This window comes from Desulfovibrio oxyclinae DSM 11498 (genome assembly GCF_000375485.1).
GTDB classification, from domain to species: Bacteria; Desulfobacterota; Desulfovibrionia; order Desulfovibrionales; family Desulfovibrionaceae; genus Pseudodesulfovibrio; species Pseudodesulfovibrio oxyclinae.
The window spans coordinates 39,864-66,767 of the sequence record NZ_AQXE01000002.1; the positions used below are offsets into that span (position 1 = coordinate 39,864).

Annotated in this window: 19 protein-coding genes and 1 tRNA gene; 10 read left to right on the top strand and 10 right to left on the bottom strand. The window is 60.9% G+C overall.

The window, feature by feature from the left end; all coding sequences use genetic code 11:
- Positions 1-33: 33 nt before the first annotated feature.
- The 3 genes from B149_RS0102845 to B149_RS0102855 are packed head-to-tail and all read left to right on the top strand — an operon-like array spanning position 34 to position 5,569.
- Complete coding sequence (locus B149_RS0102845; RefSeq protein WP_018123651.1) at positions 34-1,659, top strand: FmdE family protein; 1,626 nt, start codon at positions 34-36, stop codon at positions 1,657-1,659.
- Positions 1,660-1,668: 9 nt separating this feature from the next.
- Positions 1,669-2,661: a GTP 3',8-cyclase MoaA gene (moaA, locus tag B149_RS0102850; RefSeq protein ID WP_018123652.1), complete on the top strand. Its 993-nt coding sequence runs from the start codon at positions 1,669-1,671 to the stop codon at positions 2,659-2,661.
- Between the two features lie 49 nt (positions 2,662-2,710).
- Positions 2,711-5,569, top strand: coding sequence for a bifunctional diguanylate cyclase/phosphodiesterase (locus tag B149_RS0102855; RefSeq protein WP_018123653.1), 2,859 nt, complete (start codon positions 2,711-2,713; stop codon positions 5,567-5,569).
- 5 nt (positions 5,570-5,574) lie between these two features.
- Here B149_RS0102855 and B149_RS0102860 read toward each other — a convergent pair whose 3' ends face one another.
- From B149_RS0102860 to B149_RS0102875, 4 genes are all read right to left on the bottom strand, one after another.
- On the bottom strand, positions 5,575-6,876 hold the full coding sequence (locus tag B149_RS0102860) for a nucleotide sugar dehydrogenase (RefSeq protein WP_018123654.1): 1,302 nt from the start codon (positions 6,874-6,876) through the stop codon (positions 5,575-5,577).
- A 55-nt stretch (positions 6,877-6,931) separates the two neighbouring features.
- The gene (locus B149_RS0102865; protein WP_018123655.1) at positions 6,932-8,485 is read right to left on the bottom strand and encodes a glycosyltransferase; all 1,554 of its coding nucleotides are present in this window, start codon (positions 8,483-8,485) and stop codon (positions 6,932-6,934) included.
- 3 nt (positions 8,486-8,488) lie between these two features.
- Positions 8,489-10,183 (bottom strand): PilZ domain-containing protein, encoded by a 1,695-nt coding sequence (locus B149_RS0102870; RefSeq protein WP_018123656.1) that lies wholly within the window; start codon positions 10,181-10,183, stop codon positions 8,489-8,491.
- Positions 10,184-10,277: 94 nt separating this feature from the next.
- Positions 10,278-11,288, bottom strand: a complete 1,011-nt coding sequence (locus B149_RS0102875; RefSeq protein WP_026167419.1) for a nucleoside hydrolase — start codon at positions 11,286-11,288, stop codon at positions 10,278-10,280.
- Between the two features lie 78 nt (positions 11,289-11,366).
- Between B149_RS0102875 and mnmM the strand changes: the two genes are divergently transcribed.
- Positions 11,367-11,939 carry a tRNA 5-(aminomethyl)-2-thiouridylate-methyltransferase MnmM gene (gene mnmM, locus B149_RS0102880; RefSeq protein ID WP_026167420.1) on the top strand — a complete coding sequence of 191 codons (573 nt, stop codon included), beginning with the start codon at positions 11,367-11,369 and terminating at the stop codon, positions 11,937-11,939.
- Between the two features lie 50 nt (positions 11,940-11,989).
- On the opposite strand, the gene B149_RS0102885 is transcribed toward mnmM, so the two are convergent.
- Complete coding sequence (locus B149_RS0102885) at positions 11,990-13,345, bottom strand: right-handed parallel beta-helix repeat-containing protein (protein WP_156816724.1); 1,356 nt, start codon at positions 13,343-13,345, stop codon at positions 11,990-11,992.
- 108 nt (positions 13,346-13,453) lie between these two features.
- Between B149_RS0102885 and B149_RS0102890 the strand changes: the two genes are divergently transcribed.
- Entirely contained in the window at positions 13,454-15,478 is a 2,025-nt protein-coding gene (locus B149_RS0102890; protein WP_169332897.1) for a methyl-accepting chemotaxis protein, read from the top strand.
- On the opposite strand, the gene B149_RS0102895 is transcribed toward B149_RS0102890, so the two are convergent.
- The 4 genes from B149_RS0102895 to B149_RS0102910 form a co-directional block, all read right to left on the bottom strand.
- Positions 15,475-16,023, bottom strand: a complete 549-nt coding sequence (locus tag B149_RS0102895) for a hypothetical protein (RefSeq protein WP_018123661.1) — start codon at positions 16,021-16,023, stop codon at positions 15,475-15,477. The genes B149_RS0102890 and B149_RS0102895 overlap by 4 nt on opposite strands.
- 3 nt (positions 16,024-16,026) lie before the next feature.
- Positions 16,027-18,645, bottom strand: a complete 2,619-nt coding sequence (locus tag B149_RS0102900) for a PAS domain S-box protein (RefSeq protein ID WP_018123662.1) — start codon at positions 18,643-18,645, stop codon at positions 16,027-16,029.
- Positions 18,646-18,754: 109 nt separating this feature from the next.
- The gene (gene groL / locus B149_RS0102905) at positions 18,755-20,344 is read right to left on the bottom strand and encodes a chaperonin GroEL (protein ID WP_018123663.1); all 1,590 of its coding nucleotides are present in this window, start codon (positions 20,342-20,344) and stop codon (positions 18,755-18,757) included.
- A 20-nt stretch (positions 20,345-20,364) separates the two neighbouring features.
- Positions 20,365-20,628 carry a co-chaperone GroES gene (locus B149_RS0102910; protein ID WP_018123664.1) on the bottom strand — a complete coding sequence of 88 codons (264 nt, stop codon included), beginning with the start codon at positions 20,626-20,628 and terminating at the stop codon, positions 20,365-20,367.
- Between the two features lie 201 nt (positions 20,629-20,829).
- Between B149_RS0102910 and B149_RS0102915 the strand changes: the two genes are divergently transcribed.
- Positions 20,830-22,305: an alpha,alpha-trehalose-phosphate synthase (UDP-forming) gene (locus B149_RS0102915; protein ID WP_018123665.1), complete on the top strand. Its 1,476-nt coding sequence runs from the start codon at positions 20,830-20,832 to the stop codon at positions 22,303-22,305.
- A gap of 15 nt (positions 22,306-22,320) precedes the next feature.
- On the top strand, positions 22,321-22,554 hold the full coding sequence (locus B149_RS0102920; protein ID WP_018123666.1) for a hypothetical protein: 234 nt from the start codon (positions 22,321-22,323) through the stop codon (positions 22,552-22,554).
- A gap of 157 nt (positions 22,555-22,711) precedes the next feature.
- On the opposite strand, the gene B149_RS0102925 is transcribed toward B149_RS0102920, so the two are convergent.
- Positions 22,712-22,788, bottom strand: a tRNA-Pro gene (locus B149_RS0102925).
- Positions 22,789-23,000: 212 nt separating this feature from the next.
- Between B149_RS0102925 and B149_RS0102935 the strand changes: the two genes are divergently transcribed.
- From B149_RS0102935 to B149_RS0102945, 3 genes are read left to right on the top strand one after another with little or no spacing between them, the layout of a single operon-like run.
- Complete coding sequence (locus tag B149_RS0102935; protein WP_018123668.1) at positions 23,001-24,053, top strand: protein-glutamate methylesterase/protein-glutamine glutaminase; 1,053 nt, start codon at positions 23,001-23,003, stop codon at positions 24,051-24,053.
- A 31-nt stretch (positions 24,054-24,084) separates the two neighbouring features.
- Positions 24,085-26,022 carry a HEAT repeat domain-containing protein gene (locus B149_RS0102940; RefSeq protein ID WP_018123669.1) on the top strand — a complete coding sequence of 646 codons (1,938 nt, stop codon included), beginning with the start codon at positions 24,085-24,087 and terminating at the stop codon, positions 26,020-26,022.
- The gene (locus B149_RS0102945) at positions 26,023-26,901 is read left to right on the top strand and encodes a CheR family methyltransferase (RefSeq protein ID WP_018123670.1); all 879 of its coding nucleotides are present in this window, start codon (positions 26,023-26,025) and stop codon (positions 26,899-26,901) included. It begins immediately after the preceding gene.
- The last annotated feature ends 3 nt before the right edge of the window (positions 26,902-26,904 follow it).

The following is a 26,904-nucleotide window of genomic DNA, read 5'->3' on the forward strand; positions in this document are numbered from 1 at the left end:
GTCCTCATCACTACACCAAGGAATGACGATCGAATGAACATCGGCGACTACACTTTCGAGGAGTTCAAGGAAAAGGCCCGCGAGTTTCATGGCTACCCCGCTCCGGGGTTGCTTATCGGCGGCTACATGGTCGAGCTGGCCAAATCGCACATGCCTGAGGGGACCCTTTTCGAGGTCATCGTGGAGTCCCACAAGTGCCTGCCGGACGCCGTTCAACTCTTGACCCTCTGTAGTACCGGCAACAGCTGGATGCGCGTGGTCAACCTCGGCCGGTACGCCCTTTCCATGTTCGACAAGTACACCGGCGAGGGCGTTCGCGTGTATATCGACACGGAAAAGATCGAACAGTGGCCCGACATAGCCGACTGGTTCCTGAAACGGACCGCCAAGGCGGATCAGGACACGGACCTGCTCTTTGCGAAGATCAAGGAAGCCGGCCCCGCCTATACTTCCGTGGAAAAGATCGTCATTCCCGAACACAAGCTGGGCCACAAGCAGATGCGCTCCATCGGCCTCTGCCCGGCCTGCGGCGAAGCCTACCCCCTCAACGACGGCGCCATCTGCCGTGGATGTCAGGGCGAGGCTCCCTATGTGACCACCGACCAACGCTCCGCGCCGCTTCTTTCCCCGGACCTTGATGCCGTGGACGTGGAAGAAGCGGTGGGCAAATCCGCTCTGCACGACATGACCCGCATCGTCCCCGGCGAAACCAAGGGACCGGAGTTCAAGGCCGGGCAGGAGATCACCGCGGGCGACGTGTGCCGCCTTCAGCGCATGGGACGTTCCCGTGTGTTCACGGATGAAGTGGATCCCGGCGAGGAATGGATCCACGAAAACGTGGCGGTCAAGGCATTTGCGCAGCGCATGGCCGGTGACGGCATCGGGTTCGAGGAAGACCCCTCGGAAGGCAAGATCGACTTCACGGCCACCTGCGACGGGCTGTTCACGGTCAACCGCGACCAGCTGGAGGCCTTCAATCTGGTGCCGGACGTCATGTGCGCCACCCGGCAGGGCGAGAGTCTTGTGCAAGGCGGAAAGCGCGTGGCCGGGACCCGTGCCATCCCGCTCTATATCTCTCGCGAGAACTACAGCCGGGCCATCTCCATGCTCGGCGACGAGCCGCTTCTGGAAGTGAAGCCCCTGCGCCGGGCGAGGGTCGGCATCCTCGTTACCGGTACCGAAGTCTTCAAAGGACTCATCGAGGACAAGTTCATTCCAATCGTGTCCGGCAAGGTCACCCGGCTCGGGAGCGAGGTCATGACCTCGGACATCGTGCCGGACGATCGTGAGGCCATCGCCGCCTCCGTGACCCGGATGATCAGCGAAGGGTGCGACCTTATCGTGACGACCGCCGGACTTTCCGTGGACCCGGACGACGTGACGCGGCCCGCGCTGCTCGACGCCGGACTCACCGACTATCTGCATGGCGCGCCCATCCTGCCGGGAGCCATGACGCTCACCGGGCGCATCGGGGCCGCTCAGGTGCTTGGGGTTCCGGCCTGCGCTCTGTTTTTCAAGACCACCAGCCTGGACCTGCTGCTGCCGCGGCTTCTGGCCGGGCTGACCATCACCCGCCGCGACATGGCGCGCATGGCCGAAGGCGGATACTGTCTGAACTGCCGCACCTGCACTTTCCCGAAGTGTCCGTTCGGCAAATAGCGAGGAATCATGGCCGGTAAACTTCTGGACGCCCATGGCCGCAAGGCCAGCTACATGCGGGTCAGCGTTACGGACCGCTGCAACCTGCTGTGCCGCTACTGCGCCAGCAAGGAGCGCGTGTTCATTCCGCATGACCGCATCCTGCGGTACGAGGAGATTCTGCGGTGCATGGGCATCGCCAGAGAGCTGGGCATCGAGAAGGTCCGGTTCACCGGCGGGGAGCCCTTTGTCCGCAAAGGATTCATGGATTTCGTGGAAGAAGCCGGAAGGCGCTTCCCGGACCTGACGCTTGCCGCCACCACCAATGCCACCATCATCGGAAAGCATATCGACAGGCTGGCCACCTCGGGCCTGTCACGCGTGAACATCTCGCTGGATACCCTTGATCGTGATCGCTACCGGCACATGACCGGACGCGACCTGTTTCAGGTGGTTCGCGACAACATTGACGCCTGCGTGGACGCCGGGATGACCGTGAAGGTCAATGCGGTGGGAGTGCGAGGCTTCAACGACGATGAACTGCCCGCGTTTCTCGAACTGGCCCGGACCCGGCCGGTGGACGTTCGGTTCATCGAGTTCATGCCCATCGGACAGGACACCGGGTGGAGTGAAGGCTCGGTCTGGACGGCCAGTGATATCATCCGCGAGGCCTCCGAATTGGAGAAACTGGTCCCCGTGGCCGAAAGACATCGCGGCCCCGCCACCATGTATGCACTGGCTGCCGGCAAGGGGCGGCTGGGCGTCATCTCTCCGTACAGCAATCATTTCTGCGGTTCCTGCAATCGGCTGCGCTTGACCTCCGAAGGGGACCTGCGTACCTGTCTCTTCTCCGACAGGGTTTTCCATTTGCGAAAAATCCTCAGACATCCTAGGCTTAAAGATGAGCACGTGGTTCGGGTGGTCCGGACCGCGCTCAAGAGCAAGCCCATCGGGCACGATCTGCTCGCCGCCAAGCGCGAGCGCGGGGTCTGCTCCACGAAAATGGCCGCCATCGGCGGCTGATCCGGGCTTTCGGGGGTGACGGCCCCGAGATTTAACCAACGGTTGAGGCATGGCATTCATAACTCGCTTGCTGCGTACGGTGAGAATCCGCACGCGGCTGCTTCTCGGTTTTACGGTACTGCTGACCGCGGCGCTGCTCGCCACCGCCTTTACGGTCAACACGTTCGTAAGCCGTGTCATCACGAAGGACATCGATCAGGAGCTCCGGAATACCAACCGGACGCTCGTTTCCATGATGGAAGCTGCGGTGGATGTCTCGGTGCGCAACCATCTGCGGGCCGTTGCCGAAAGCAACCGTCAGGTCGTCAAGGGACTTCACCAGCGTCAGCTTGACGGTGAGTTCACACCCGAAGAAGCCCGCGCCCGTGCCAGAAAGATTCTGCTAAGCCAGAATATAGGCCAGACGGGCTATCTCTACTGCCTCAACAGCAGCGGACGGACCGTAGTTCACCCGCATGAAGAGGTGGAGCACTCCGATACCAGCGATTATTCCTTCGTGCGGCATCTCATGCAGGTGCGGCGCGGATACATTGAATATGACTGGCGCAATCCGGACGATCTCAGGCCCATGCAGAAGGCGGTTTATGCGGAATATTTCGCGCCGTGGGACTGGATCATCGCGGCAAGCGCGTACCGTCATGAATTTTCAGACCTCATTACAGCGGACGATTTCCGCGACACCTTCGAGTCCCTGCACTTCGGAGAAAGCGGATACGCATTCGTGGTTGACCGTAACGGCGATGTCCTGCTGCACCCGGACGGCCTGCAGAATATTGCAGGACTCACCGATGAGCGGGGCCAAGACATCGGCTCCAGCATTCTCAACGAGCGAAACGGCATTATTCGTTACTGGTGGAAAGGTGGCCCGAACGGCGAGGTGCGCGAAAAATTCGCCATGTTCAAGCATATGCCGGAGATGGGCTGGATCGTTGCTTCCACCGGCTATGTGGATGAGGTCTATGCGCCTCTCAGGGAGGTCCGGATACTGACGTACGGCATCTGCGGCGTGACGCTTGTGCTGGTCCTGAGCCTGTGTCTGGCCGTGGCCGCGTCCATCACCGATCCGCTCGATGAGTTGACCGAAGCGGTGCAACATGCCGAAAACGGGGACTATTCGGTGCGCAGCAACGATACGCACTCGGACGAGATAGGCAACCTGGCCCGCAGCTACAACCGATTCATGGAGGCGCTCGTCCTGTCTGTCTCCAAGCTCGAAGCGGAGACGGAGTATCGCAAGTTCGAGGCGTTCCAGCGCCATTTGTTCGAAGAAGTGTTCGAAAACGCGCTGGAGGGCATTTGTATTACGGATCCCGACGGCTCGATCATCGCCGTCAATCCAGCCTTTACCACCATCACCGGTTACGCCGAGGAAGCGGTGCTCGGCCACAATCCCAGCGTGCTCAAGTCCGACAGGCACGATGAAGGTTTCTATGCCGATATGTGGCAGAAGATTCAGGTGAAGGGACACTGGGCCGGAGAGATCTGGAACCGCCGGAAGAGCGGTGAGGTATACCCCGAGCTCCTGAGCATCAGCGCAATATACGACAGTGAAGGAAACGTGCGCCACTACGTGTCGGTTTTTCACGACATGACGGACATCAAGCGCAAGGAAGAGCAGCTTTACATGCAGGCGTATCACGACGCGCTGACGGGGTTGCCCAACCGCGAGCTGCTTCTGGACCGTCTGGTCATGGCCCTTCGCCATGCGCGCCGTGAGGAATCGGGGGTCGGCCTGTTGTTCATCGACCTGGATAACTTCAAGAACATCAACGACTCCCTTGGCCATTCCGTGGGCGACGTGCTGCTTCAGCAGGCCGGACAACGTGCCAAGCTGTTCGGCAACCCCGATGACACGGTGGCCCGTTACGGGGGCGATGAGTTCGTGCTGTTGGTCAATGACGTGAACGAACGCGACCTCGTGCGGCTTGCCCAGACGCTGCTGGAGGACTTCCAGAAGCCGTTCCACGTGAACGGACGGGAGATATTCGTCACCACCTCGGTTGGCATGTCGCTCTTCCCTGAAGACGCCGAGGACCCGGAAACGCTGGTCAGAAATGCGGAAATGGCCATGTATCAGGCCAAAAGCTCCGGAAAAGACAGCTACAGCCTGTTTGCCAAGGAAATGGATGAGCGGATAGCCCGCCGTCTTGAACTGGAAGGCAATCTGCGAAACGCGTTGCGAAAACGCGAGTTCGTGGTGCACTATCAGCCCAAGGTAGCACTGAGTTCCGGACGCGTGGTGGGCGCGGAGGCGCTCGTGCGTTGGGCATTGCCGGACGGGACCATGGTCAGTCCGGGAGAGTTCATCCCGCTAGCCGAAGAAACCGGCATGATCGTTCAACTGGGTGAGCAGGTTCTGGAGACCGTCTGCACCGACATGGCTGAACGCAATTTCCCGGAAGGGTTCAGGGTTTCGGTGAATCTCTCGGCCAATCAGTTCCGGCAGGAAGATCTGCTGGGCAGCCTGCGCTCCATTGTCGAGTCGGCAGGCGTGTCGCCGGGAAGGATTGAGTTTGAGGTCACCGAGTCCGTGCTCATGCACGACATCGACGAGAATGCCAAAATCCTTCAGCGGCTGGTGGACATGGGCTTCTCCGTGTCCATTGATGACTTCGGCACCGGGCATTCCTCTTTGTTCTATCTCAAGAAGTTGCCCATCAGCACGCTCAAGATCGACCGCTCATTCGTCCGCGAGTTGGGCAGCAATCCCAGCGACTCCCTGATTGTCCAGACCATTCTGCTTATGGCCGGCAGTCTGAACCTTTCCGTTGTCGCAGAGGGGGTGGAGGAGCAACAGCAGGCGGACCTGCTCATGCGCTACGGCTGCGGCACGGCTCAGGGATTCCTCTTCGCCAAGCCGGTGCCGTTCCGTGAATTCCTCGCCCTGATGAAAATCAGGAACTCCTAGCCAGCCTACCAGTAAAGCCCTATTACCTCAGGTGTTTCCGGGTTCGTTCCGGTTCCTTCAAGATCATACAGCCGCTGGCCTTCACGCCACGGCAGGCTGTGCAGATTCAGCGAAGCGAAATGGCGGCCCAGCACCACTGCGTCGCTTTCGCGTACCATCGCCTCGGGGTCGGTGGTGAGCATTTCCTCGTAATGAGGCGCCGTCTCCCGAAGGTAGCAGAGGTTCAGGGCGCACAGGTGCTCCGGGTCCAGCGCCGGATCATAGGCAAGCACCTTCACCCCTTTGCCGCGCAGTTTTTCCGCCAGCTTCAGGAGAGCCGAATCTCGCAGGTCGTCGGTGTTGGCCTTGAACGCCAGACCGAACAGGCCGACGCTCTTGGGCGAGTGCGAAAGGATGCGTTCCACGAGCTGTTCGACCTGTCGTTCGTTGGATTTTACAACGTGGGCGAGCATGGGTACATCCACGTACTCACGGCGGCAATAGGCGGTGAGTGCGCCGAGGTCCTTGCCGAGGCAGCTACCGCCGTAGGCAAAGCCGGGCCTGAGGTATTTGGATGAAATGTTGAGTTTGGTGTCTTCACAGAACATGCGCATGACCTCTCGGGAGTCCACACCCATTTCGGTTCCGGCCAGCCCGATTTCATTGGCGAAGGTGACCTTGAGCGCATGGAAGCAGTTGTCGGCGTACTTGAGCATGGCGGCTTCCAGCGGACCACAGTGCAGCACCTGTGCGTCGATGCCGGGGTACAGGTCGGGGCAGGGGCCCCAAGCGGCATCGTCGCTGGTGCCGAAAACAATTTTGGGTGGTGCAAAGAAATCGGCAACGGCAGTGCCTTCGCGCAGGAACTCCGGATGCACGGCGTAGGCCAGCGGTTGTCTGTCGCCCAGCACATCGCGCGCCTGCTCCATGATCTCGCGGTGAAAAACCGGCAGGGCAGTAGAGCGAACCAGCACGGGAACCACGCGCCCCTGATCAAGCCTTGCCCGCATTATTTCCAGCACCACCGAGCGCAGGGTGGAGGCATCGAGGGAGCCGCCGCGTCCCGATGGAGTGCCGACGCAGACGAAGACGCAGTCAGACTCGCGCACTCCTGACGCGAGGTCCGTGAAGGCTGTGATGCGTCCCTGCGCGGCATGGGTGGTGACCATGTCGTTCAGTCCCGGTTCCGTGACGGGCACCGCGCCGGCCATCAGGGCTTCGGTACGTGAACGATCCACGTCCATCCCGACGATCTGGTGTCCCAGTTCCGCCATGCAGCCAACCGTGGTGCTTCCTACGTAACCGAGTCCGACAACTCCGATCCTCATGAGTCCTCCATTGAAAATGTGTTATTGTAAGTATCAGTATTATTGTTTTTTTGATTCAAATTCCAAGGGTGAGTTTGATGAAGTCCCAGGATGGCGGATGCAGGATGCCGATGTATACCAGCACCGCAAAAAAGAGGCAGAGCACATAGACCAGCGTCAGGTACGACGCGAACAGGTGCTTCAGCCGCCATTTGAGGGTTTCCTCAAAGTTGAGGTGCTGGTCCTTCCTGTTGGCCCAGCGCTGCATGGGCAGCCTGAAGAGGATGTATATTTTCACGGCGGCCGCCACCAGTTGGTTGGCGTACAGGATGAACGGGAAGGACAGGTCAACGCGCTTGGCGTAGTAGAACAGGAACATGCTCAGGATCAGCCGTGTGGAGAGAACCCACAGAATGTATGAGGAGAAGAAAACCGGGGAGATGGCAAATCCGGCGGAGAGCATGGCAAGGGGTCCGCACAGGCTGGTCCACATGGCGATGCGTTGATCCACGATGCACCACCAGATGAACAGTCCCACGCGCCTCGGGCCCAGCGCAATGGCGCGGGAGCCGTTTCTGAGCATGTTGCCGGACCAGCGCAACAGGTTCTGAATGGCGCGGTCCTTGGGGTCCCCCTCCACCACGTCGATGGTCCAGACCAGTGCGTCCGGAATGTAGAGCATGCGCGAGCCCTCCTTGAGCAGCGCATACCATGTGCTTTTGTCGTCCCCGGAAAGAAACCGAAAACGTCCCCACAGCCAGTGGGAGAGCTGATCCTTTTCGATCATTTCCACAAATTCAGGCCGGAGCACCCGCGATGCGCGAAAGATGCTCATGCGTCCGGTCAGCGTCAGCACCCTGCCCGCCAGCGCGTGCGATTGCATGGCGAGGTGGCGCTGGGCGAAGCGAAGGTCAAGCCAGCGCTGCATCCACTTGGGTCCGCGCACCACGCCCATTTCATCCGTGGTCAGCGCGTGCATGCCCTTGTCGAGATGGAAATGGGGCAGGCAGCGCCGCAGGCATCCGGGCGCGAGGATGGAGTCGCCATCCATGAACACCACCGGCGTATCGCCGGCGAGTCCGCGTCGCGAGATGGCCCGAAGCGCCAGCCCGATGGCCACCCGCTTGCCCGGCTGGTTCTGGCGAACGAAGATGACTTCGATGTCATCGTTTGGGGCGTGGCGGCTCATGATGGACGTAATGAGTCGCTCGTCGCTGTGATGGCCCGTGCCCACGAAAAGCTTGGCCGGCACACCGATATCCCGCGTCTCCTGCACGATGCTGCGCACGACTTTGTCTGTGATGTCGCGTTTTTCGTGAAAGGTGGTCATCATGTAGATGAGACCGTTTGGCCTCCAGCCGCTGTCCCAAAGGTCTTCCGCCCGGCTTCGCAGCTTGGGGTAGTGCAGTTTGGCATAGATCAGCGAACGCACGAAGTGGGTGAACCACCAGAGGTAGCGCCACGTCCCCAGCACGCCGAGGATGATGATGACCCGCCCTGAATCGCTGTCCCAGATGTTGTTGGCGATATTCTGAAAGCCGATCAGCAGCAGGCCGATAAACACGTACAGCTTGAAATACTGGGCGGGGCTCATGCGCCGCCGTTCGAAGTGGCCAGCCGGTCCGGGCATGGTTTATTGCTCCGGGCGGGTGCCGCGCAGGCGGTCCGGATTCGGATTGACCGGGGCGTTGTAGATGTTCTTGCGCGCCTTGTCCGCGTCCCTGATCTCGATGGTTCGCTCGTTTTCAATGCCGAGCATGGTGAAAATGCCGGAGAACAGTTCCGAGCTGGCGACCCTGCGGAAATTGACCACGGCGGGCAGCCCGGCGGGAACGCTCCTGTTCAGTCCGGGGCGTTCCGGGTCGTCGAACTCCACGATGGCCACTGCGGAACGGTCCTGGGTGGAGCGCCACTGGAAGCGGCCTTCCATCTCGTTGACGAACCCGGTGGTGCGGTCGATCATCACCACGCGTCCGTCCACCCTCAGATCCAGTGCCGGGATGAACACAAGCGCGTTGTCGCCCAGCCGGACGTTTTCCACCTCATCCTGCGTGAGGTACGCGGTGACGAAGCGGTCTTCATGCTCTTCGATCATGGCAATCTGCTCACCGGTCTTCACCGTGTTGCCCACCGTCTTGAACACCTTGACAACGGTGCCGTCGAAGGGCGCGCGCAGCATGTACTTCTTGAGTTGATCACGCGCCACCTCAAGTCGCTTCTGTTCGATTTCCACTTCCTTTCGGGCGGCATCCACCTGCGCCTGCAGGGCCAGAGTCTCGCCCTCCACCTGATTTCCGGAGAAGAACAGCCCCTTTTTCAGCGCGTTGTATGCATCCTTTGCAAGCTGAAGTTCTGCCCGCGCCTCAAGCAGATCACGTTGGATGATCGTGACTCGCTGCTGTTCGCGCTCAACCTCGGAGCGGCTGAGCACGCCTTTGTCCAGCAGTTCCCGCTTTCTCTCCAGTTCGGCGCGGGCCAGCTGAAGCTCTTCGTTGTAGGTCTCCACCCGGTCCCGGGCAGCTCGCAGGCGTGAGTCACCCACCTTGCGGTAGATGCCGATGGTCACGTCTTCTGCGGAGAGTCGTTCCCGCAGGTTCTCAAAACGGTGTCTGGCGGCCTCCACCGCAACCTCGGCCATGCGGACGGCCTCCATCTGCTTTGCATTGTAGAGCATGATGATGGGGTCCCCCTTTTCCACGCGGCCGTCGTCGGGGACAATGACCTTTTCGAGTATTCCGTCCTGAGGGGAAATAAGCGGCTCAACATGGGCGGAGACCACACCGGAATCCACCTGAACACGGAAGATGGTGGAGTAGAGGGTGATGCCTATATAGATGGTGATGGCAAGGCCCAGCGTCAGATACACGGCCCCGATGAGCACTCGGCTGATGCGCCGTTTGGTGGGGATCTTTTCGCCCTTGGGCTCGCCGGAGAGTTCGGTAGGTGTCACGGGGGTGTCGATTCGCCGGATGGCCTCTCCCGCAGTGCCCATCTCCCCGGAGACAAGGCCCTGACTGAAGTAGGCCAGCACCTCGCGGGTGCGCTCATCCATGTCCACGAATTCGGTGGCGAGCGTTTTGTTCTCGGAGTCGTAGCGGACCACCCGCGCCTTCTGGTCGAAGGTGATGGCGTAGCCCTGAAAATTGACGGAGACCGTGCAGTCTATGACCGTGCCGGATTGGAAGGGGCCGTCGATGTCTTCAATCCGGAAGCCGCCCATGGACCAGTCCGCGGACTTGTACTTTTTCTGGCCGATCCCGATGGTGATGGGAACGGTGATGCGGTAGTGCATGCGCTGGCTTGGTGCTTCGTGCTTGATGTCGGCCATGGCGAATCCGTTCAGTTTGAGGGTGTTGTGAGTATTCTTACCCTACGAAATGATCTGAAAAAAAGGAAGGTTCCGGCGAGAATAAATAAAGGTTTTAAAACATCGCGAGGATTCGTTCGCCGAACAATTTCAGAAAGGTCTTTTCGTCAGCCGCGACGGCACAGCGGCAGCTTGGAATGGCGGGCGCGTCGGTGAGGAAGTTGCCGTCGGGCCGCAGCAGAATGTCCATATCCACGCTCATTTCCCGGAAGTGGAAAAGCTCGGGGCGGAATGCGGCGGCAAGGGCCAGCGGGTCATGCAGGTGCATACCGGGGATGCCTCGTTGGGTCCGGCTCCAGCGGATCCATGGCAGACAGGTCTCGTGCAGGAAGCGGCTGAAGGCGGAGGCTTCGGGGCCGGGAACGGGCAGCGCGTCCTCCGTCAGGCAGGTTTGCATGGTTACGTTGGCGGGCATGAAGGTCACCGCCGCGCCGCAGTGCAGCACAATCTCCGTGGCTTCCGGGTCGTAGAGGGGGTTGAAGCGAAGCACATCGCGCCATATCTCGGGCGGGATGTCCGGGGTGGCGTTCTCCCACTGCTCTTCACCGGGCTCGACCGGCCATGCGCCGCCCATGTGGAAAATCCCGTTCAGCTCTGCCGCGATTTCGGGGGCCTGTTGCAGCGCAAGCGCGACGTTTGTCAGGGATCCCGTGGCCACGATCACCAGCTCGCCGGGGTGCTTGCGGACGGCGGCGATGATCACGTCGGCGGCCGATGTGTCGGGCGGGTATTTGTCCGGAATGCCGATGGCAGGGGCGTTATTCCACAGCTCGCATCCGCTTTCGCGGCGCTTGGCGTCAAGGTGTGCGAAGTGCGGCCACCTGTCGCGCCTGAGCGGGTTGTCCGGTCCCAGCCCGAGGGGAATGTCAGGGCGCTCGGCCAGCATCAGCATGTGCCGGGTGACCGCGTAAGATTCCCGGGCAAGGCAGTTGCCGGCAGACGCGGTGCAGGCCACAAGCTCCACCTCGGGGGAAGCGAGAGCGAGCGCCAACGCCAGCGCGTCATCCACATCGGCGGCCGGAATCGAGCAGGCGTTGTCCATGTCGAGCAGAATAGGGAGAGCCATTGCGGGCTTATAGCACGAAACGTTGATTTGCGAAACGGTTCGCTTGCGGGCGGTCTGTGGCTGCGATACAAGCGCCGCATGCGAATCTGCCATACTGTAAGCTTCNTGAAGTCAGTGGTCGAAAAGGTCATGGAGCCCGGCTGCATTGCCGTGGACGGCACCGTGGGCAACGGAATCGACACCCTGTTTCTTGCCCGTCTCGCCGGGCCGCTGGGGATGGTGCACGGCTTCGACATCCAGCAGGCCGCACTTGACTCGGCCAGGGATAGACTGCGCCGAGAAAACGCGCCCGACTGCGTGCGGCTGCACCTCGCCGGTCACGAATCCATGTGTGAGACGTTGCCGCAGGGAGTCCTCGGGCAGGTGCGGGCGGTCATGTTCAACTTCGGCTATCTGCCCGGAAGCGACGGCAGCGTCATCACCCGGCCGGAAACCTCCTGTGCCGCGGTGGATGCGGCCATATCCGTCCTCGCTCCGGGCGGGCTGATCACCATGGTACTCTATACCGGACACCCCGGCGGCGCAGAAGAGGCCGACGCGCTGGAGGCCCACTGTGCGGGTCTGTCCACGGAAACGGCATGGGTCATGCGCAGCGTGCTGCTCAACCATCGCAACGCGCAGACGCGTGTGCTTCTGGTGGAAAAACGGTAGAAGCGTTTTTGAGAAACCGTCTTGTTCGGCCTCTCACGGTATGATGCGATTCAGGGCAGATCTTCCACCGGCTCCCAATCCTCGCCGGGGTCGATGCCCGGCAGGGAGCAGGGCTTGATGTCGAGGAAGCGGTTGCCACGCCCCTTGTCCACCACGGGGCCGGATTTTCCGAGAACGGAATTGCCGTCGCTGCCGAAATAGAAGTTCCCCCGCAATGCGTCGAAGCCCGACGCCTGCGTCCAGCCGAAGGTGTTGCCCGCCGCACGGAAGTTCTCGAAGGGCGCGGTGTAGACCGCGTAACGGCCCATGCCCCGGATGCGGTTGTTCATGAAGAACCCGAAGGAACCGGTCTGGGCGATGCCCATGGCGTCTTCGCCGCCCGCGAGGATCAGGTCGTTGCAGACCGCGACAGCGTTGTTGGCGAACAGCGCCAGTCCGATGGAACGGTCTCCGCGCACCTCGATGCGGTTTCTGGAGACAACGGGGGGAGCGCCCGCGCTCGGAGATGCGCCGGTGGCGGTGTCGAGAAACCAGCCCGCCGCGATGCCGTTTGGGGTGAGCGGGTTGGGATATTCGATGCCTTCGCGGTCGGTGATGATGTTGTTGCCCTCTATTTCCAGCACTCCGTCCGGGCCGGTGTAGTTGTCGAAGGCTTCGATGCCGTTGCGGGTGGCGTTGCGGACCACGTTGCCCGCGATGCGGATGGCGGCGGCATGGGTCCATACGCACATGATGCCCCTGCCGAGGGTGCGCGAGGGGTGGTCCACGTCCATGTAGAAGCGGCTGTCAGTGATGCGGATCTTGCCGGTCACCGCGTCCTTGATCGGCTTGCGTCGCTGCGCAAGGCGCGTGCCCACCACGATCCCGGCGGCAAACTTGGCGCTGCCGTTCTGGAACCCCTTGAGCCGGATGGTTTCCGGCCTGACCTTCTCCACCACGATGTTGCGGACGGTGAGCGCGCCCACGTACTCGAAATGCAGCGGCGTACCGCGTGCGCCGGTGAATCGCAGATTCTTCAGGGAGACGATGGGCCCGGGATTGGACGGCGGCGCCCCCGGGACGGGCAGGGGGGAATGCAGGCTCCAGCGCCCGCCCATGATGGTGGTGTCGGGTCTGCCGTCACTTCCCAGCACACCCGAGATGCGCGTCTGCTGGCGAATCTTGATGCTGCCGTCCGACCCGAAGTCGAAACGTCCCTTGAGGACGATCTCTCCGCCCGCGTCCACGGCTTTTTGCACGTTCTTGAGGTCCATGGACGGTTCACCGGTTCCGGTGACCGTGACGGCGGCCCCTGCAATGCCCGGCAGACAGAGGATCAACCCCAGCAGGAGCGAGACGGCAAGGGCCGGTGCAGAACCGTGGATATCTATATGCGTGTCGATAAATAATGGATTACGTGTTCTCATATGATAGCAATTTACTGACTGGAGCCCTGTTGGTCCAGTCCCGGGAGACCGGGAAGTCAAACTATCTGTTTTTGACGAGGGGGACATGCCATGCGCCTGCGGACGCGAATGACGCTTTTTCAGTTCGTGATGATCGGACTGACGGTGGCCTGCCTGTGCGCCGTTTTTCTTTATGACATAGAACAGTACGCTGGCGAGGAGATGAGCCGGTATCGTACCGAAGCCATGGATCGCGAGCGGTTGCGGCTTCGCGAGTTCCTGTCCATGGCCGCATCCGTGGTGGATGAATTCCACCAGCAGTCCGAGGACATGGAGCAGCTCCAGCGTGAGAAGTCCGAAGACCTGGAACGGGTCGTGGACGCGGTCTACGGTCAGATTCAGGCGCTCAAGCGCGACCTCCTGCCCCGGGTGGGACGCGATGCCTTTCTCGAAGAGGTGGCAGAGCTGGTGATGGCCGCGCGCTTTGACGGCGACAACTACCTTTGGCTGAACGATCTGGACAGCCGCATGGTTGCACACGCCAATCGCGACCTTGTCGGCAAGAACCTCGGCGACCTTCAGGACGATCGCGGCAACCACATCATCCGCGACATGACGGAGAAGGCGCTTGCCGAAGGCGAGGGCATGACCACGTACTACTGGCCGCGCCCCGGCGAGAGCGAGCCGAGCCTCAAGATATCCTACTTCCGTTTGCTCCCCGACCTCGGGCTGGTGCTGGGCACCGGCGCGTGGGTGGAGGACATCACTGATGAGATGAAACGCGCCGCGCTCGATCAGGTCGCGGAGATGCGACTGGAGAGCGGCGATTACTTCTTCGTGCTCGACGAAAAGGGAACCACGCTGATGCATCCGGCGAATCCCGAACTCGTGGGCAAGAGTCTCATGGGGATGAAGGATAAGCAGGGCAAGGCGTTCATGCGCGAGATGGTGGAGCAGGCCAATGCCGAGGGCGGCGGTTTCACCAGCTATATGTGGACGCGCCCGGGACAGCAGGGCGAATTTCCCAAGCTGACCTACGCCCGCAAGTTCGACCCGTGGGGCTGGGTCATCGGCATGGGTGTGTATGTGGACGAAATAGACAAGGCCATTGCGAGCAGGCGGGCCGCACTCGACGATACGATAGCGGGCATGATGCTCATCGTGTTCGTGGTGGCGGCGGTCATCCTGTTGGCGGCGACGTTCGCCTCCGTGATTTTCGCCAAGCGGGTGACGGACGCCATCGGTGGCGAGCCGGAGGAAATCGCCGGGCTGGCCGGACAGGTCAGCGAAGGAGACCTCACCGCGACGGACGGGGAGGAACAGAATAAAACCCGCGGCATCCGCCGGGCCATGGGCAGCATGGCGCAGAACCTCAAGCGCATCGTGGGGCAGGTGCAGGACTCGACCAGCAATGTGGCGGCAGGAAGTCAGGAGCTCGCGGCATCTTCGGAGACCCTCTCACAGGGCGTGACCGAACAGGCGGCGTCGGTGCAGGAGGTCTCCTCATCCATCATGCAGATGGCGGGAAGCATCCGGGAGAATGCCGACAACGCCAAACAGACCGATGAGATCGCGACCAAGGCCTCGGAAGATACCAGAAAGGGCAGTGAGGCTGTCCAGCGAAGCGTCGAGGTCATGCAGGAGATCGGCGAGAAGATCACGTCCATCGAGGAAATCGCGCGACAGACGAACCTGCTGGCGCTCAACGCGGCCATCGAAGCGGCCCGTGCCGGGGAATCGGGCAAGGGCTTCGCGGTGGTGGCGGCCGAGGTCCGCAAACTGGCGGAACGCAGCGGCGGCATTGCCGGGGAGGTCAGCTCGCTGGCCGAGGCAAGTCAGCAGACCTCGAAGGAAGTGCATGACCTTTTCGAGAGCATCGTGCCACAGATTCGTGAAACCGCGGAGCTGGTCAGCCGCATCAGCAAGGCCTGCGAAGATCAAAGCTACGGCGCCCAGCAGGTGGAAACGGCCATGTCGCAGCTTGACAGCGTGATTCAGCAGAATGCGGCATCGGCGGACGCCATGGCCAGCACCGCAGAGGAATTCTCGGCTCAGGCGGAAGAACTCCGCGCCGTGCTCGGTTTCTTCAAGACCGATGACGAGGCCGAAGTGCAGCGGGCCGCGCTGGAGTCGGAAAGGGGGCGCGGAGCCTAAAAGCCCCGACGGCGTTCGAGATCGTGCCGTTCCTCCCGGCTGCCCTCGGTGCGGCGGTCTTGCTGGTCCTGACGGTTCCATGCGGCAGCCACCGCTTCGCAAGCTTCCTGTGGGGAACCGCCGCTACGCAGCTTGCGTGCCTGTTCCTTGAGAGCGTTGCCGATGATGGCCTGAATGGGATCCGCCGGGTACGCTTCCCAGTGCATGGCGGCGGCCTCGGCGTCATCCAGCTTGGCATGGGCGTATCCGGCGTGAAGGCGCGCCTCCGATTCGTATCGCCCGGATTCGATGACCGGCGCAAGCCATTCAAGCGCTTCCTCGGTCTTCCCGCAACGGACACAGGAAATCCCTGCCTTGAGCCTGTCGCGCAGGACCGGGGAGCTGCCTTGTTCAAGCGCCTGTCGGTAAAGAACGGAAGCTTTTCGATAGTTTTCCTGAGCCTTCGCGTAGCTGCCGTTTCGTTCGGCGCGTCTGGCGCGGTCGAATGCACCGGCGGCGCGGCGGACCAGCGGAGTAAGGTCCTTGAGAAAATCGAGCAGTCCCACGAGTCAGTCCTTGGTGTCGGAGTCGCTGCAGACGCGGTTGCGACCGTCGCGTTTTGCCTTGTAGAGCCGTTCGTCGGCGCGGTCCAGCGCGGATTCGAGAGAGTCGCCTTCGCGGACCTGCGTCACGCCGATGCTCACGGTGAATTCGATGATTCCGTCCGGTGTTTCCACCGGGGTGGCAGCCAGTTTTTCGCGGATGCGCTCTGCAACTTCGGTGGCTCTTTCCCTCGTCGTCTCCGCCAGGCAGAAGGCGAACTCTTCGCCGCCGTATCGTCCGAAGGTGTCGTTGGCGCGAATCGCATTCTGGCAGACGCGGGTCAGGGCCTTGAGCACCTCGTCACCTGCCTGATGTCCGTAGGTGTCATTGACCTTCTTGAAGTGGTCGATGTCGAGCATCATATAGACCACGGGAGTGCCGTAGCGGCGGAACCGCTCCATCTCTTCGGAGGCGCGTTCCATGAACTTGAGCCGGTTGTGGGCTCCGGTGAGCATGTCGGTGGTGGCCATCTTCCGCAGCCTGAGTTCAAGCTCCTTGCTGTGGTTGATGTCTTCGATCACCGCGATGGCCGCCGGAGAGCCACTCTCTTCATCCTCAAGGCGCGAGACGGTTATGTTGGCCCATACCAGCGAACCGTCCTTGCGCGTGAAGCGCATCTCCTTGCCGAGGGATTCCTCACCCTCGCGAACGCTCTTGAGCAGGGCCTTGACGCTCTTGGCATCCTCGGTGGATGCGATCTTCGGCAGTGCGCGGCCAAGCAGCTCCACTTCCGAATAGCCAAGAAAATCGCACAGACGCGGATTGACGCGGATGAATTCCTCGTGCCGGTTGAGCATGCAGATGCCGACGCCCGCGTGATTGAACGTGGCCCGGAAGCGTTCCTCGCTCTGCCGCAGAGTCTCCTCGGCGCGCTTGCGTTGCGTCACGTCGCGGCTGACGCCTGCAATGCCGAGGACCGTGCCGCCGTATTCGGTAACCGGGACCCTGAGGGTTTCGTAGATGACCCGTTTGCCGTCTTCGTCCGTCCCCGGTTCCTCGTGGACGGTGTTCTGAAAGCTCTCCAGTACCACCGTATCCCGACGTCCCTGTTCGGCTGCGTCTTCCTCGTCGAAGAGGCTTTCGGCCTTGCGCCCGATGACGTCGTCGGGTTTTTTTCCGAGTCTCGCGGCAAAGGCCTTGTTGCAGCCGATGTATGTTCCTTCGGTGTCCTTGAAGAAGACGAGATCGGGCAGGGCGTTGATGACGGTGTGCAGCATGGCGCGCTGCCGCAGGGACTCGCGCTCGGAGCGACGCTGTTCGGTTATGTCCTCGAAAAGCCAGATGGAATCGTCTCGCCGTGGCTCTTCCGGGTTGATGGCGTGGCCCACGAAACGGCACCAGAGCTTGCGTCCATCCTTGTGGCGGAAGCGGTAGACGGCATCGAAGCGGTCGCCGTGGGCGATGGTTCGGTATGCTTGTCTGCCAAGTTCGCGGTAGGCCTGATCCGACTCGAAAAGCGTGCGGGTGGGAGCACCGGAGAGCTCCCGGACACTGTAACCCGTGATGTCCGCCATGCGGGAGTTGACCCATTCGAAATGGCGGTTCCTGATCAGCGCAATACCTACGATGCTGTTGTCGAGGATGAGCGACTGCAACCAGTTCGTTTCGCGCAGTTCGTTTTCCATGCGGCGGCGTTCGGTGATGTCGCGCAGGGCTCCCCGGTAGGAAAGAGGGCTTCCATTCTCGCCGCGCTCGACTCGCAGCTGCCCGTAGAGATATCGGTGATCACCGTTGGGAAGCACGGCCGGAAGCTCGAAGTCGTAAGCGTCTTGTGCCATGGACAGCGCTTCATCCAGCATCTCACGGTAGCGGGGCATGAAATCTTCGGGAATGCGGGCTTCAAGCGCCTTGATGTTGGGCTCGATACTGCCGGGAGCGTAACCGAGCAGCCGGTAGAGTTCGTCGGACCACCAGCCTGCGCCGGTGGTGAGGTCACGTTCGAAACTCCCCACGTGTGCGATTCGCTGGGCTTCCTTCAGGCGCGCTTCGCTGGCGGACAGTTCCCGCGTCCGGGCTTCGATGCGTTGTTCAAGGTCGTGCCCGGCCTCGCGGAGTTTTTCTTCGGCTTCGCGGCGCAGCCGGTTCTCCCGGCCCAGACGGGCGATGATGGAAACGGAGCTGCTGAAGGTCTCGGCCAGTGCTTCGGCGCGGTCCCTCGGAATGACCGGAATCTCTCGTACCTTTTCCTGAAAGGCATCTTCTTCCAGCGCGAATTCCTTTCTGAGATTGGCAATCTGCGCTTTGCTCGGCTCGTCCAGAAAGAGCTGGCCGATGGAAAACACGCCCATTATCCGACCGGTTACTAGCACCGGGATAAGGATGTCGGTCATGCCGTTGGGGCAGGTGTGCATGGCGTAAGGGTTGTCCGGAAGGGCCAAGAGTGTTTTTTCCAGCCGCTCGGCGCACCCTTCTGCGCACTGTGGCGTTCCACGCTGTTTGGGGCACAGCGCGGTGCGTCGGACCCCTTGCGTCACTTCCGTCAGCTCGGGGTGATAGGTGCAGGTGACGCCGAAAGCCTTGTGGAAGGAATCCAGAAGGTCGTCGATCATCTCCTGCGGTAGAAGGTCGTAGAGCTGCTTTGTCATGGTTTTACCACTCCGATAAAACCGTAGCACAGGGAATCGGGGGCGAAAAGACGTAAAAAAGGCCGGACGCGAACGTCCGGCCTTGCGTATTCGGCTCTGGAAGAGATGGTTACTCTTCGTCTTCCTTCGGAGCTTCGGAGATGGTGCACTCGGTGGTGAGCATCATTCCGGCGATGGAGGAAGCTTTTTCGAGGGCGATGCGAACGACCTTGCGCGGGTCGATGACGCCGGCCTCGATCAGGTCGCAGTATTCGCCGGTGCGGGCGTTGTAGCCTTCTGCGCCTTTCATGCCCTTGACCCTTTCGGCCACCACGGCGCCTTCGATGCCGCAGTTCTCGGCGATCTGGCGGATGGGAGCCATGCATGCGGTGCGGATGATCTCGATGCCGCTGTGCTCGTCTTCGTTGGCGGCCTTGAGTTCGTCGAGAATGACGGAAGCCTTGAGCAGTGCGGTGCCGCCGCCGGGCAGGATGCCTTCTTCAACGGCCGCACGGGTGGCGTGCAGGGCGTCTTCCACGCGGTCGCGACGCTCTTTCATTTCCACTTCGGTGTTGGCGCCGACGCGGATGATGGCGATGCCGCCCACCAGCTTGGCGAGGCGTTCCTGAAGCTTTTCACGGTCGTAGTCGGAGGACGCGGCGTTGATCTGTCCTTCGATCTCGCGGCAGCGCAGGTCGATGAGTTCCTGGCTTCCGCCGCCGTCGACCACAGTGGTGCTGTTCTTGTCCACGGTGATCTTCTTGGCGGTGCCGAACTGGTTCATGGGGAAGTTTTCGAAGTCCACGCCGGTGTCGTCGGACACCACTTGGCCGCCGGTGAGGATGGCCAGATCGCGCAGCATTTCCTTGCGGCGGTCGCCAAAGCCCGGCGCGCGCACGGCGCAGACCTTGAGGTTGCCGCGCATGGCGTTGACGGCCAGAGCGGACAGGGCTTCCTGCTCGTAGTCGTCGGCAATGATCATCAGCGGGCGCTCGGTCTTGAGAACGGATTCGAGCAGCTTTACGATCTGCTGCAGGTTGCTGATCTTCTTCTCGGAAATGAGGATGAGGGGCTCTTCGAGCTCGCAGACCTGTTTTTCCTGATCGTTGACGAAATAGGGGGAGGACCAGCCCTTGTCGAACTGCATGCCCTCGACGATCTTCAGCTCGGTCTCGGTGGACTTGGACTCGTCGATGGTGATGACGCCCTCGTGCCCGATCTTCTCCACGGCCTTGGCGAGAATGTCGCCCACGGAAGTGTCGTTGTTGGCGGAGATGGTGGCGATCTGGGCGACTTCGTCGTTGTCCTTAATCTTGGTGGCCTGCTTGCCGAGTTCTTCGATCACGGACGCCACGGCCTTGTCCATGCCGCGCTTGATGCCCATGGGGGAGCGTCCGGCCGCGAGCAGCTTGACGCCTTCGGTGAAGATGCACTGGGCCAGAACGGTGGCGGTGGTGGTGCCGTCGCCGGCGATCTCGTTGGTCTGGGAAGCGACCTTCTTGACCATCTGGGCGCCCATGTCCTCAAGCTTGTCGTCGAGGTCGATCTTTTCGGCGACGGTGACGCCGTCCTTGGTGACCTGCGGGGCGCCCCAGGTCTTTTCGATGATCACATTGCGGCCCTTGGGACCGAGGGTGACCTTGACGGCATCGGCGAGGTGATCCACGCCCGCCTTGAGTTTGAGACGTGCTTCTTCTTTGAAATCCAGGGATTTAGCCATTGGTGCGAAGCTCCTTTCCGCTACTGTTCGACGATGGCGAGGATGTCGTCCTCACGCATGATCATGACGTCTTCGCCTTCCGCGCTGAACTCGGTTCCCGCCCACTTGGCGAAAAGCACGGAGTTTCCGGCTTCCACGCTCTTGCATTCGGGGCCGGCGGCGAGCACTTCGCCGCTCATGGGCTTTTCCTTGGCTGCATCGGGGATGATGATGCCGCCGGAGGTCTTTTCCTCTTCGGGGAGACGCTTGATTATCACGCGATCGTGCAGGGGTTTAAGAGCCATGATTCTCTCCTTGTCTAATGGGATTGTCCCCGTGGGGGGATTGTCGTTAACGTAAACCGCTGAGCTACATAAGCCGCCTGTGCGACTTGTCAACCCGCAAGGGAGCAATTTCCTTTTCGGAACGTCGCCTTGCGTTCGCCCATCCGAAACGGTATGGCTGGTATCAGATGAAAATCCGTAGCGAACGGAAAAGGAGATATGATGACTGACACCGGAATGAGGCGCCTTGTCGTGGTTTCCAACAGGCTCCCCGCCGCCCTGAAGTTCGTGGACGGCGAGTGGACCGTCAAGGGCGGCGCCGGAGGGCTCGTCACTGCTCTCGCGCCCGTTCTCAAGAACCGCGGAGGCCTCTGGATCGGCTGGAACGGCGCTTTCGGCGCAGAGGAGGAATCCAAGCGGCTGCTGGACGAGTTCTCCGGCGAGGCCGGCTACGAGCTCAAGGGCGTCCCCCTCACCGAAGACGAAGTGAAGAAGTACTATTTCGGCTTCTCCAACGAGATCATCTGGCCCCTGTTCCACGACCTGCAGACGCGCTGCCGTTTCGACCCCGAGTATTGGCGCAGCTACCTTGAAGTGAACTTCAAGTTCGCCGAGAACGTGGCGCGCATGACCAGCAGTGAGGATTTCATCTGGGTGCACGACTATCATCTCATGCATCAGGCCTTTTTCCTCAAGAGCATGGGCGTGAAGCGCAGCACCGGCTTCTTTCTGCACATCCCGTTTCCGCCGCCGGACATCTTTCTCAAGCTGCCGTGGCGCCAGAAGCTCATCCTCGCCCTCACCGAATTCGATCTCGTGGGCTTTCAGACCACTCAGGACCGCTACAACTTCGAGCGATGCCTCGAAATGCTGGCCCCGGACGCCAAGGTCAGCGGGGAAGGAGCCGTGGTCTCCGTGGAGCTTCGCGGCCGCGAATTTCAGGCAGGGACCTTCCCCATCGCCATCGACTTCAACCAGTTCGACGGCATGGCCCGGGACCGAGAAGTGGCGCACGAGGCCTTTCGCATCCGTGAGGCGCTCAAGCACCGCAAGATCATCCTCGGCGTGGACCGGCTGGACTACACCAAGGGCATCCCCGAGCGCATCCTCGCCATTCGGGAGCTGCTGAGGCTGTATCCGGACCTCAAGGGCAAGTTCAACTTCATTCAGATCGCCGTGCCCTCTCGCGAGGATGTGGACGAATACAAGGATCTGCGTGACGAAATCGAGCTGCTCGTGGGCCGCGTGAACGGCGAGTTTTCCATTCCGGGCTGGGTGCCGGTGCACTACCATTACCGCTCCCTGCCCCAGAACGAGTTGACCTCGTACTATGCGGCGGCGGACATCGCGCTGATCACTCCGCTGCGCGACGGCATGAATCTCGTGGCCAAGGAATACTGCGCCTGCAACGTGAACGAGTCGGGGGCGCTGATTCTCAGTGAATTCGCCGGTGCCGCGGCGCAGCTTCAGGAATGGGCGTACCTCGTGAACCCGTATGATCTCGAAGGTGTGGCCAAGGCCATCCACCGGGCCATGCATTGGGATATCGAGGAGCGCCGCGATTCCATGAAGAACATGCGTGATCAGGTGCGCAGCCACAACATCTTCTGGTGGGTCGACTCTTTCCTGCAGGCCGGGATATCCAAGAACCTCGACGATTTCCCCTCAGTGGAAACGGTGCGTTTCGAGAACAACTAGCCTGCCGGACGGAACATGCTGACGCTCAAGTGCGCCGCCTGTCGCGGCAAGCTCTGGAAGTACCACAAGATAGGCCAGGGAGAGGTGCTCCGCTGCCACAAGGGCCGCATCGACAAGGTCTGGAACATGCAGGAGCGCAACGGCAAGGTCTTCTGTCCCTGCGGCGAGGCCGTGGGCATCGACAAGGGGACCTTTTTCAAGATGAACAAGGGCGCGTTCACCTACAAGGGCACCAAGGTGAACAAGTAGCCGTTAGACCTTTTAGTCCCGGTATAAATTTGGCCCGGCGGAGATGCCCGCCGGGCCTGATATTTTTCTTATGCGTCAACGTGCCGAACAAACGAAACAACTGGGTGACATAAGAAAAAGGGCTTGCGACAAATTGCCGTAAGCCCTTGATCTTTCGTGGTCGGGATGGAGTGATTTGAACACTCGATCTCTGCGTCCCGAACGCAGCGCTCTACCAAACTGAGCCACATCCCGTCGTGACGAGAGATGGCTTTTAGCTGAATCCGAAAAGCTTGGCAAGGAAAAATTATACATGGGAGATGTTGGACAAAAAAATGAAATATTCATACTATTACCTCCCGATATAATGACCGTCCCGAGCGGCATGACGGACCGGGCTGGCCGTCTGCTGGCGAATGACGGAATCGGTATCTTGTTTTTGTTACTGATCTCAAGGAGTTGAGTCTGTGGTTAAAGTCGTGGTCGTGGATGATTCCGCCTTCATGAGGAAGGCGATCAGCACCATGTTGAGCAAGGATCCCGAGATTCAGGTCGTCGCGTCGGCCAAGAACGGTCAGGAGGGGCTGGAGGCCGTTCGCCAGTTTGACCCCGACGTGGTGACGCTTGATATCGAGATGCCCGTCATGGACGGGCTCACCGCTTTGCGGCGAATCATGATGGAAATGCCGCGTCCGGTGCTCATGGTCAGTTCCCTGACCACGGAAGGAGCCGAGTCCACGCTCAAGGCGATGGAGCTTGGCGCGGTTGATTTCATTCCCAAACAACTTTCCAAGGTGTCACTGGACATCATCAAGATCGAAAAAGACCTGATCAGCAAGGTCAAAAGCGTTGCCCGGCGAAAGCTCCGTCCGGTTCCCACAAGGAATGCCGCCGCAGCCAAGCCTGCGCCCAAAGAGATGCCCAAGCGTCCGGCCGGGGGCAAGGTGGCTCGCGACGTGATCGCCATCGGCGTTTCCACGGGCGGGCCGCCGGCGGTGCAAAAGGTTCTTTCCCGACTTCCGGCGGATTTTCCCGCAAGTATCGTCATTGCCCAACACATGCCGGGTGCGTTCACGGGCCCCTTCGCCAAACGGCTGGACGGCGTCAGCAAGATCAGCGTCAAGGAGGCTGAGAACGGTGACGTCCTCAAGCCGGGCCACGCCTACGTCGCGCCGGGCGGAATGCATCTCACGCTGGATCAGAAGGTCAGCCAGATCAATCTGGTGGTTTCCTCCGAGCCTGCCGATGCGCTGTACAAGCCGTCGGCCAACGTGCTGATCAACTCGGTGGCCACAGCGGTCGGGCGGCGCGGACTCGGGGTCATTCTGACAGGGATGGGCAGCGACGGAGCCGAAGGCATCAGGGATCTGAAAGCGAAGGGCGGCAGGGCCCTTGCCCAAAGCGACGCCACCTGCGTCGTTTACGGTATGCCCAAGGCCGTCGTGGACGCAGGTCTTGCGGACGAGATTGTTGATATCGACGACATGGCCGAAGCGATCATGGCCAATATTTACAAATAGGGTCGAAGACAAGCATGGAGGCCACAGCCCGATGACCGACTGCAACGAGTATTTGAGTCAACTGGACAGCGACGACAGGGAAGTCGTGCGGGAAGGTGCCTTTCGCGCTGGCGAAGCCATGTGCGAAGAGGCCGTTCCCAAGCTGGCGGAACTGTTGAAAGTGAATAATCTCGGGGTGCAGGAGGCGGCGGAAAGCTCGCTTCGCAAGATCGGCGGTCAGGCCACGGTGAGCGCCGTGCTGCCGCTGCTGCGTTCCGAGGAACCGCCGGTCCGCAACCTGTCCATGGACATACTGCGCGAAATAGGCGGCGAGGACCTGCCGTCGCTCATGGAGATGATGACCGACCCCGACGACGACATCCGCATTTTCATGTCGGACATTCTGGGCTCGTGCAACAACGTGATGGCGGTACGGACGCTGTGCGAGGCCCTGCTCAGGGACCCGGAAGTGAACGTGCGCTATCAGGCTGCCGTGAGTCTGGGCAATCTGGGCTTCGTGGAGGCGGCCGAATGCCTGAACAAGGCCATGCAGGACGACGAATGGGTCCAGTATGCCGTCATCGAGGCGCTGACCAAGATCAAGCATTCCAGTTCGGTGGATGCACTGGTGAAAGCCCTTGACCGCTCCTCGGACCTTGTGGCGTCCATGATCATCGACGCCCTCGGCGAGATGGGCAACGTCAAGGCCGTGACCATGCTGCTGCGTCGCATGGAGAATTCTCCGACGGCGCTTCGGAACAAGATCGTCAAGGCCGTGGTGAACATCCTCGGCGGCAAATCGCTCAAGCTGCTTTCCGCGGAAGAGCGGGAGAATTTCCGCGAGTATCTGGTGGCGGCCTTGAAGGACGAGGACGAGGAAATTCAGGATGCCGCCATTCAGGGCCTCGCTTTCGTCGGCGGCCAGAAGGCATCGAAGGGTATTCTCGACCTTGCCGAAAGACTTGATCCCGACAGCGATCAGGAACGGCTCAAGGCCATGGTGGACGCGCTGGCCTCCATAGGACTGACCGACGCCATGCGCTATGCGCTGACCGGTGAATCACCCGAAGCCGCCGCCGTGGCCGTGGAAGCCCTCGGTCAGGCAGCGGATGCCGGTAGCCGCGAGGTGCTGGATACGCTCATTGATTCTTTCTGGGACGTGGACCTCTACGTGCAACGGCAGATCATCGGGGTTCTGGCGGTGCTCGCCGGGGACGAACAGCGTGACTTCCTTATGGACGTGCTGGAGCGCCATGAAGACGGAACCGTCATCAAGGCCGCCGCGCACTGCCTTGGCGTGACGCTGCGTCATGCGCCCGCGACGGAGGGAATTTTCCCGCTGCTGCAGCATCCTTACGACGACGTGAAGGAGGCCGCACTCGATGCGCTCATCGCCATCGGCAGCCCCGAGGTGCGCGAACGTTTCGTTGAGCTGTTCTCCAGCCCCGAGCCCATCGACAGGCTCATGGCCACCTACGCCCTCGGCAAGCTCGGCGAGCCCGAGAACATGACGCAGATCGTGGAAGCCCTGAGCGACGAGGTGCCGGACATCCGCAAGGTCGCCGTGGAGGCGCTGGCAGAGGTCTGCGCCGATTCCTGCGGCTGGGCGCCACACCTCAAGCCCATGCTGCGCGATGAGAACAAGGACGTGCGTCTTGCGGTCATCGAGGTGATGGGCAACCATTGCGAGGATGAATTCGTCGGCCATCTCATCGATGCGCTCGGTGACGAGGACGACTGGGTTCGCATCCGCGCCGTGGACGCGCTTGGCGCCAAGGCCATCTCGGATGCGGTGCCGCGACTGGTCGAATTGCTTGAAAGCCCCAACCGATTCGTTGCCATGAAGTCTGTTGAGGCGCTGGGCAACATCGGCGGTACTGCGGCGTTCCGAGCGCTGCTGGCCGCCTCGGACAGCGACGACTATGAATTGGTGCAGGCGGCGGAGGATGCCATCGCCCGCATCAGGGAAGCCGAGGAAGCGGGCAGTTAGATGTCGTCTCTTTTTTCAAAAACCATCACCCTCGGCCGCGAGCTCAAGATCACGGACGAGGAGTTTCGCAACCTGCGCGATTTCATCTACGAGCAGTGCGGCATCTATGTGGCGGACAACCGCAAGTACCTGCTGGAAAACAGGCTGGGCAACCGTTTGAAGAAGCTTAGCCTCAGGGACTTCGGGGAGTACTACTATTTTTTGCAGTACGACTCGGGCAAACGCGAAGAGCTCAAAAAGCTGTTCGAGGTCATCACCACGAACGAGACGAGTTTTTATCGCAACCCGCCCCAGCTGAAGGTCTTTCAGGACAACATCCTGAGCGAGGTCATCGAACGTTGCAGGAAGGCGGGACGGAAGAAGCTGAGGATTTGGTCAGCCGGATGCTCCACCGGGGAGGAGCCGTACACCATCGCCATGATCATCCACGAACTGCTCGGACAGGACGTGGGGTCGTGGGACATCAGGATAACGGCCAACGACCTCTCGCAGCGCGTGCTGGAATCCGCTCGTAAGGGCGTTTACAGCGACTACAGCCTGCGCACCACCCCGAAGGAGATCATCGAACGCTACTTCGACTCGGACGGCAAAAGCTACACCGTTCGTCCGGAGGTCAAGCGGCTGGTGCATTTCGGCCAGATCAACCTCAAAGAAAAGTCGCAGCTCAAGATGGTGGAGCGTTCGGACATCGTGTTCTGCCGCAACGTCATCATCTACTTCGACGACGAAATGAAACGGCAGGTGATCAACGCGTTTTACGACAATCTCAAGCCCGGGGGATACCTCGTGATCGGCCATTCCGAGTCGCTGCACAACATCAGCAGGACCTTCAAGCCGAATCATTATCCCGGCGCGATCATCTACCAGAAAGAGGCATGACCT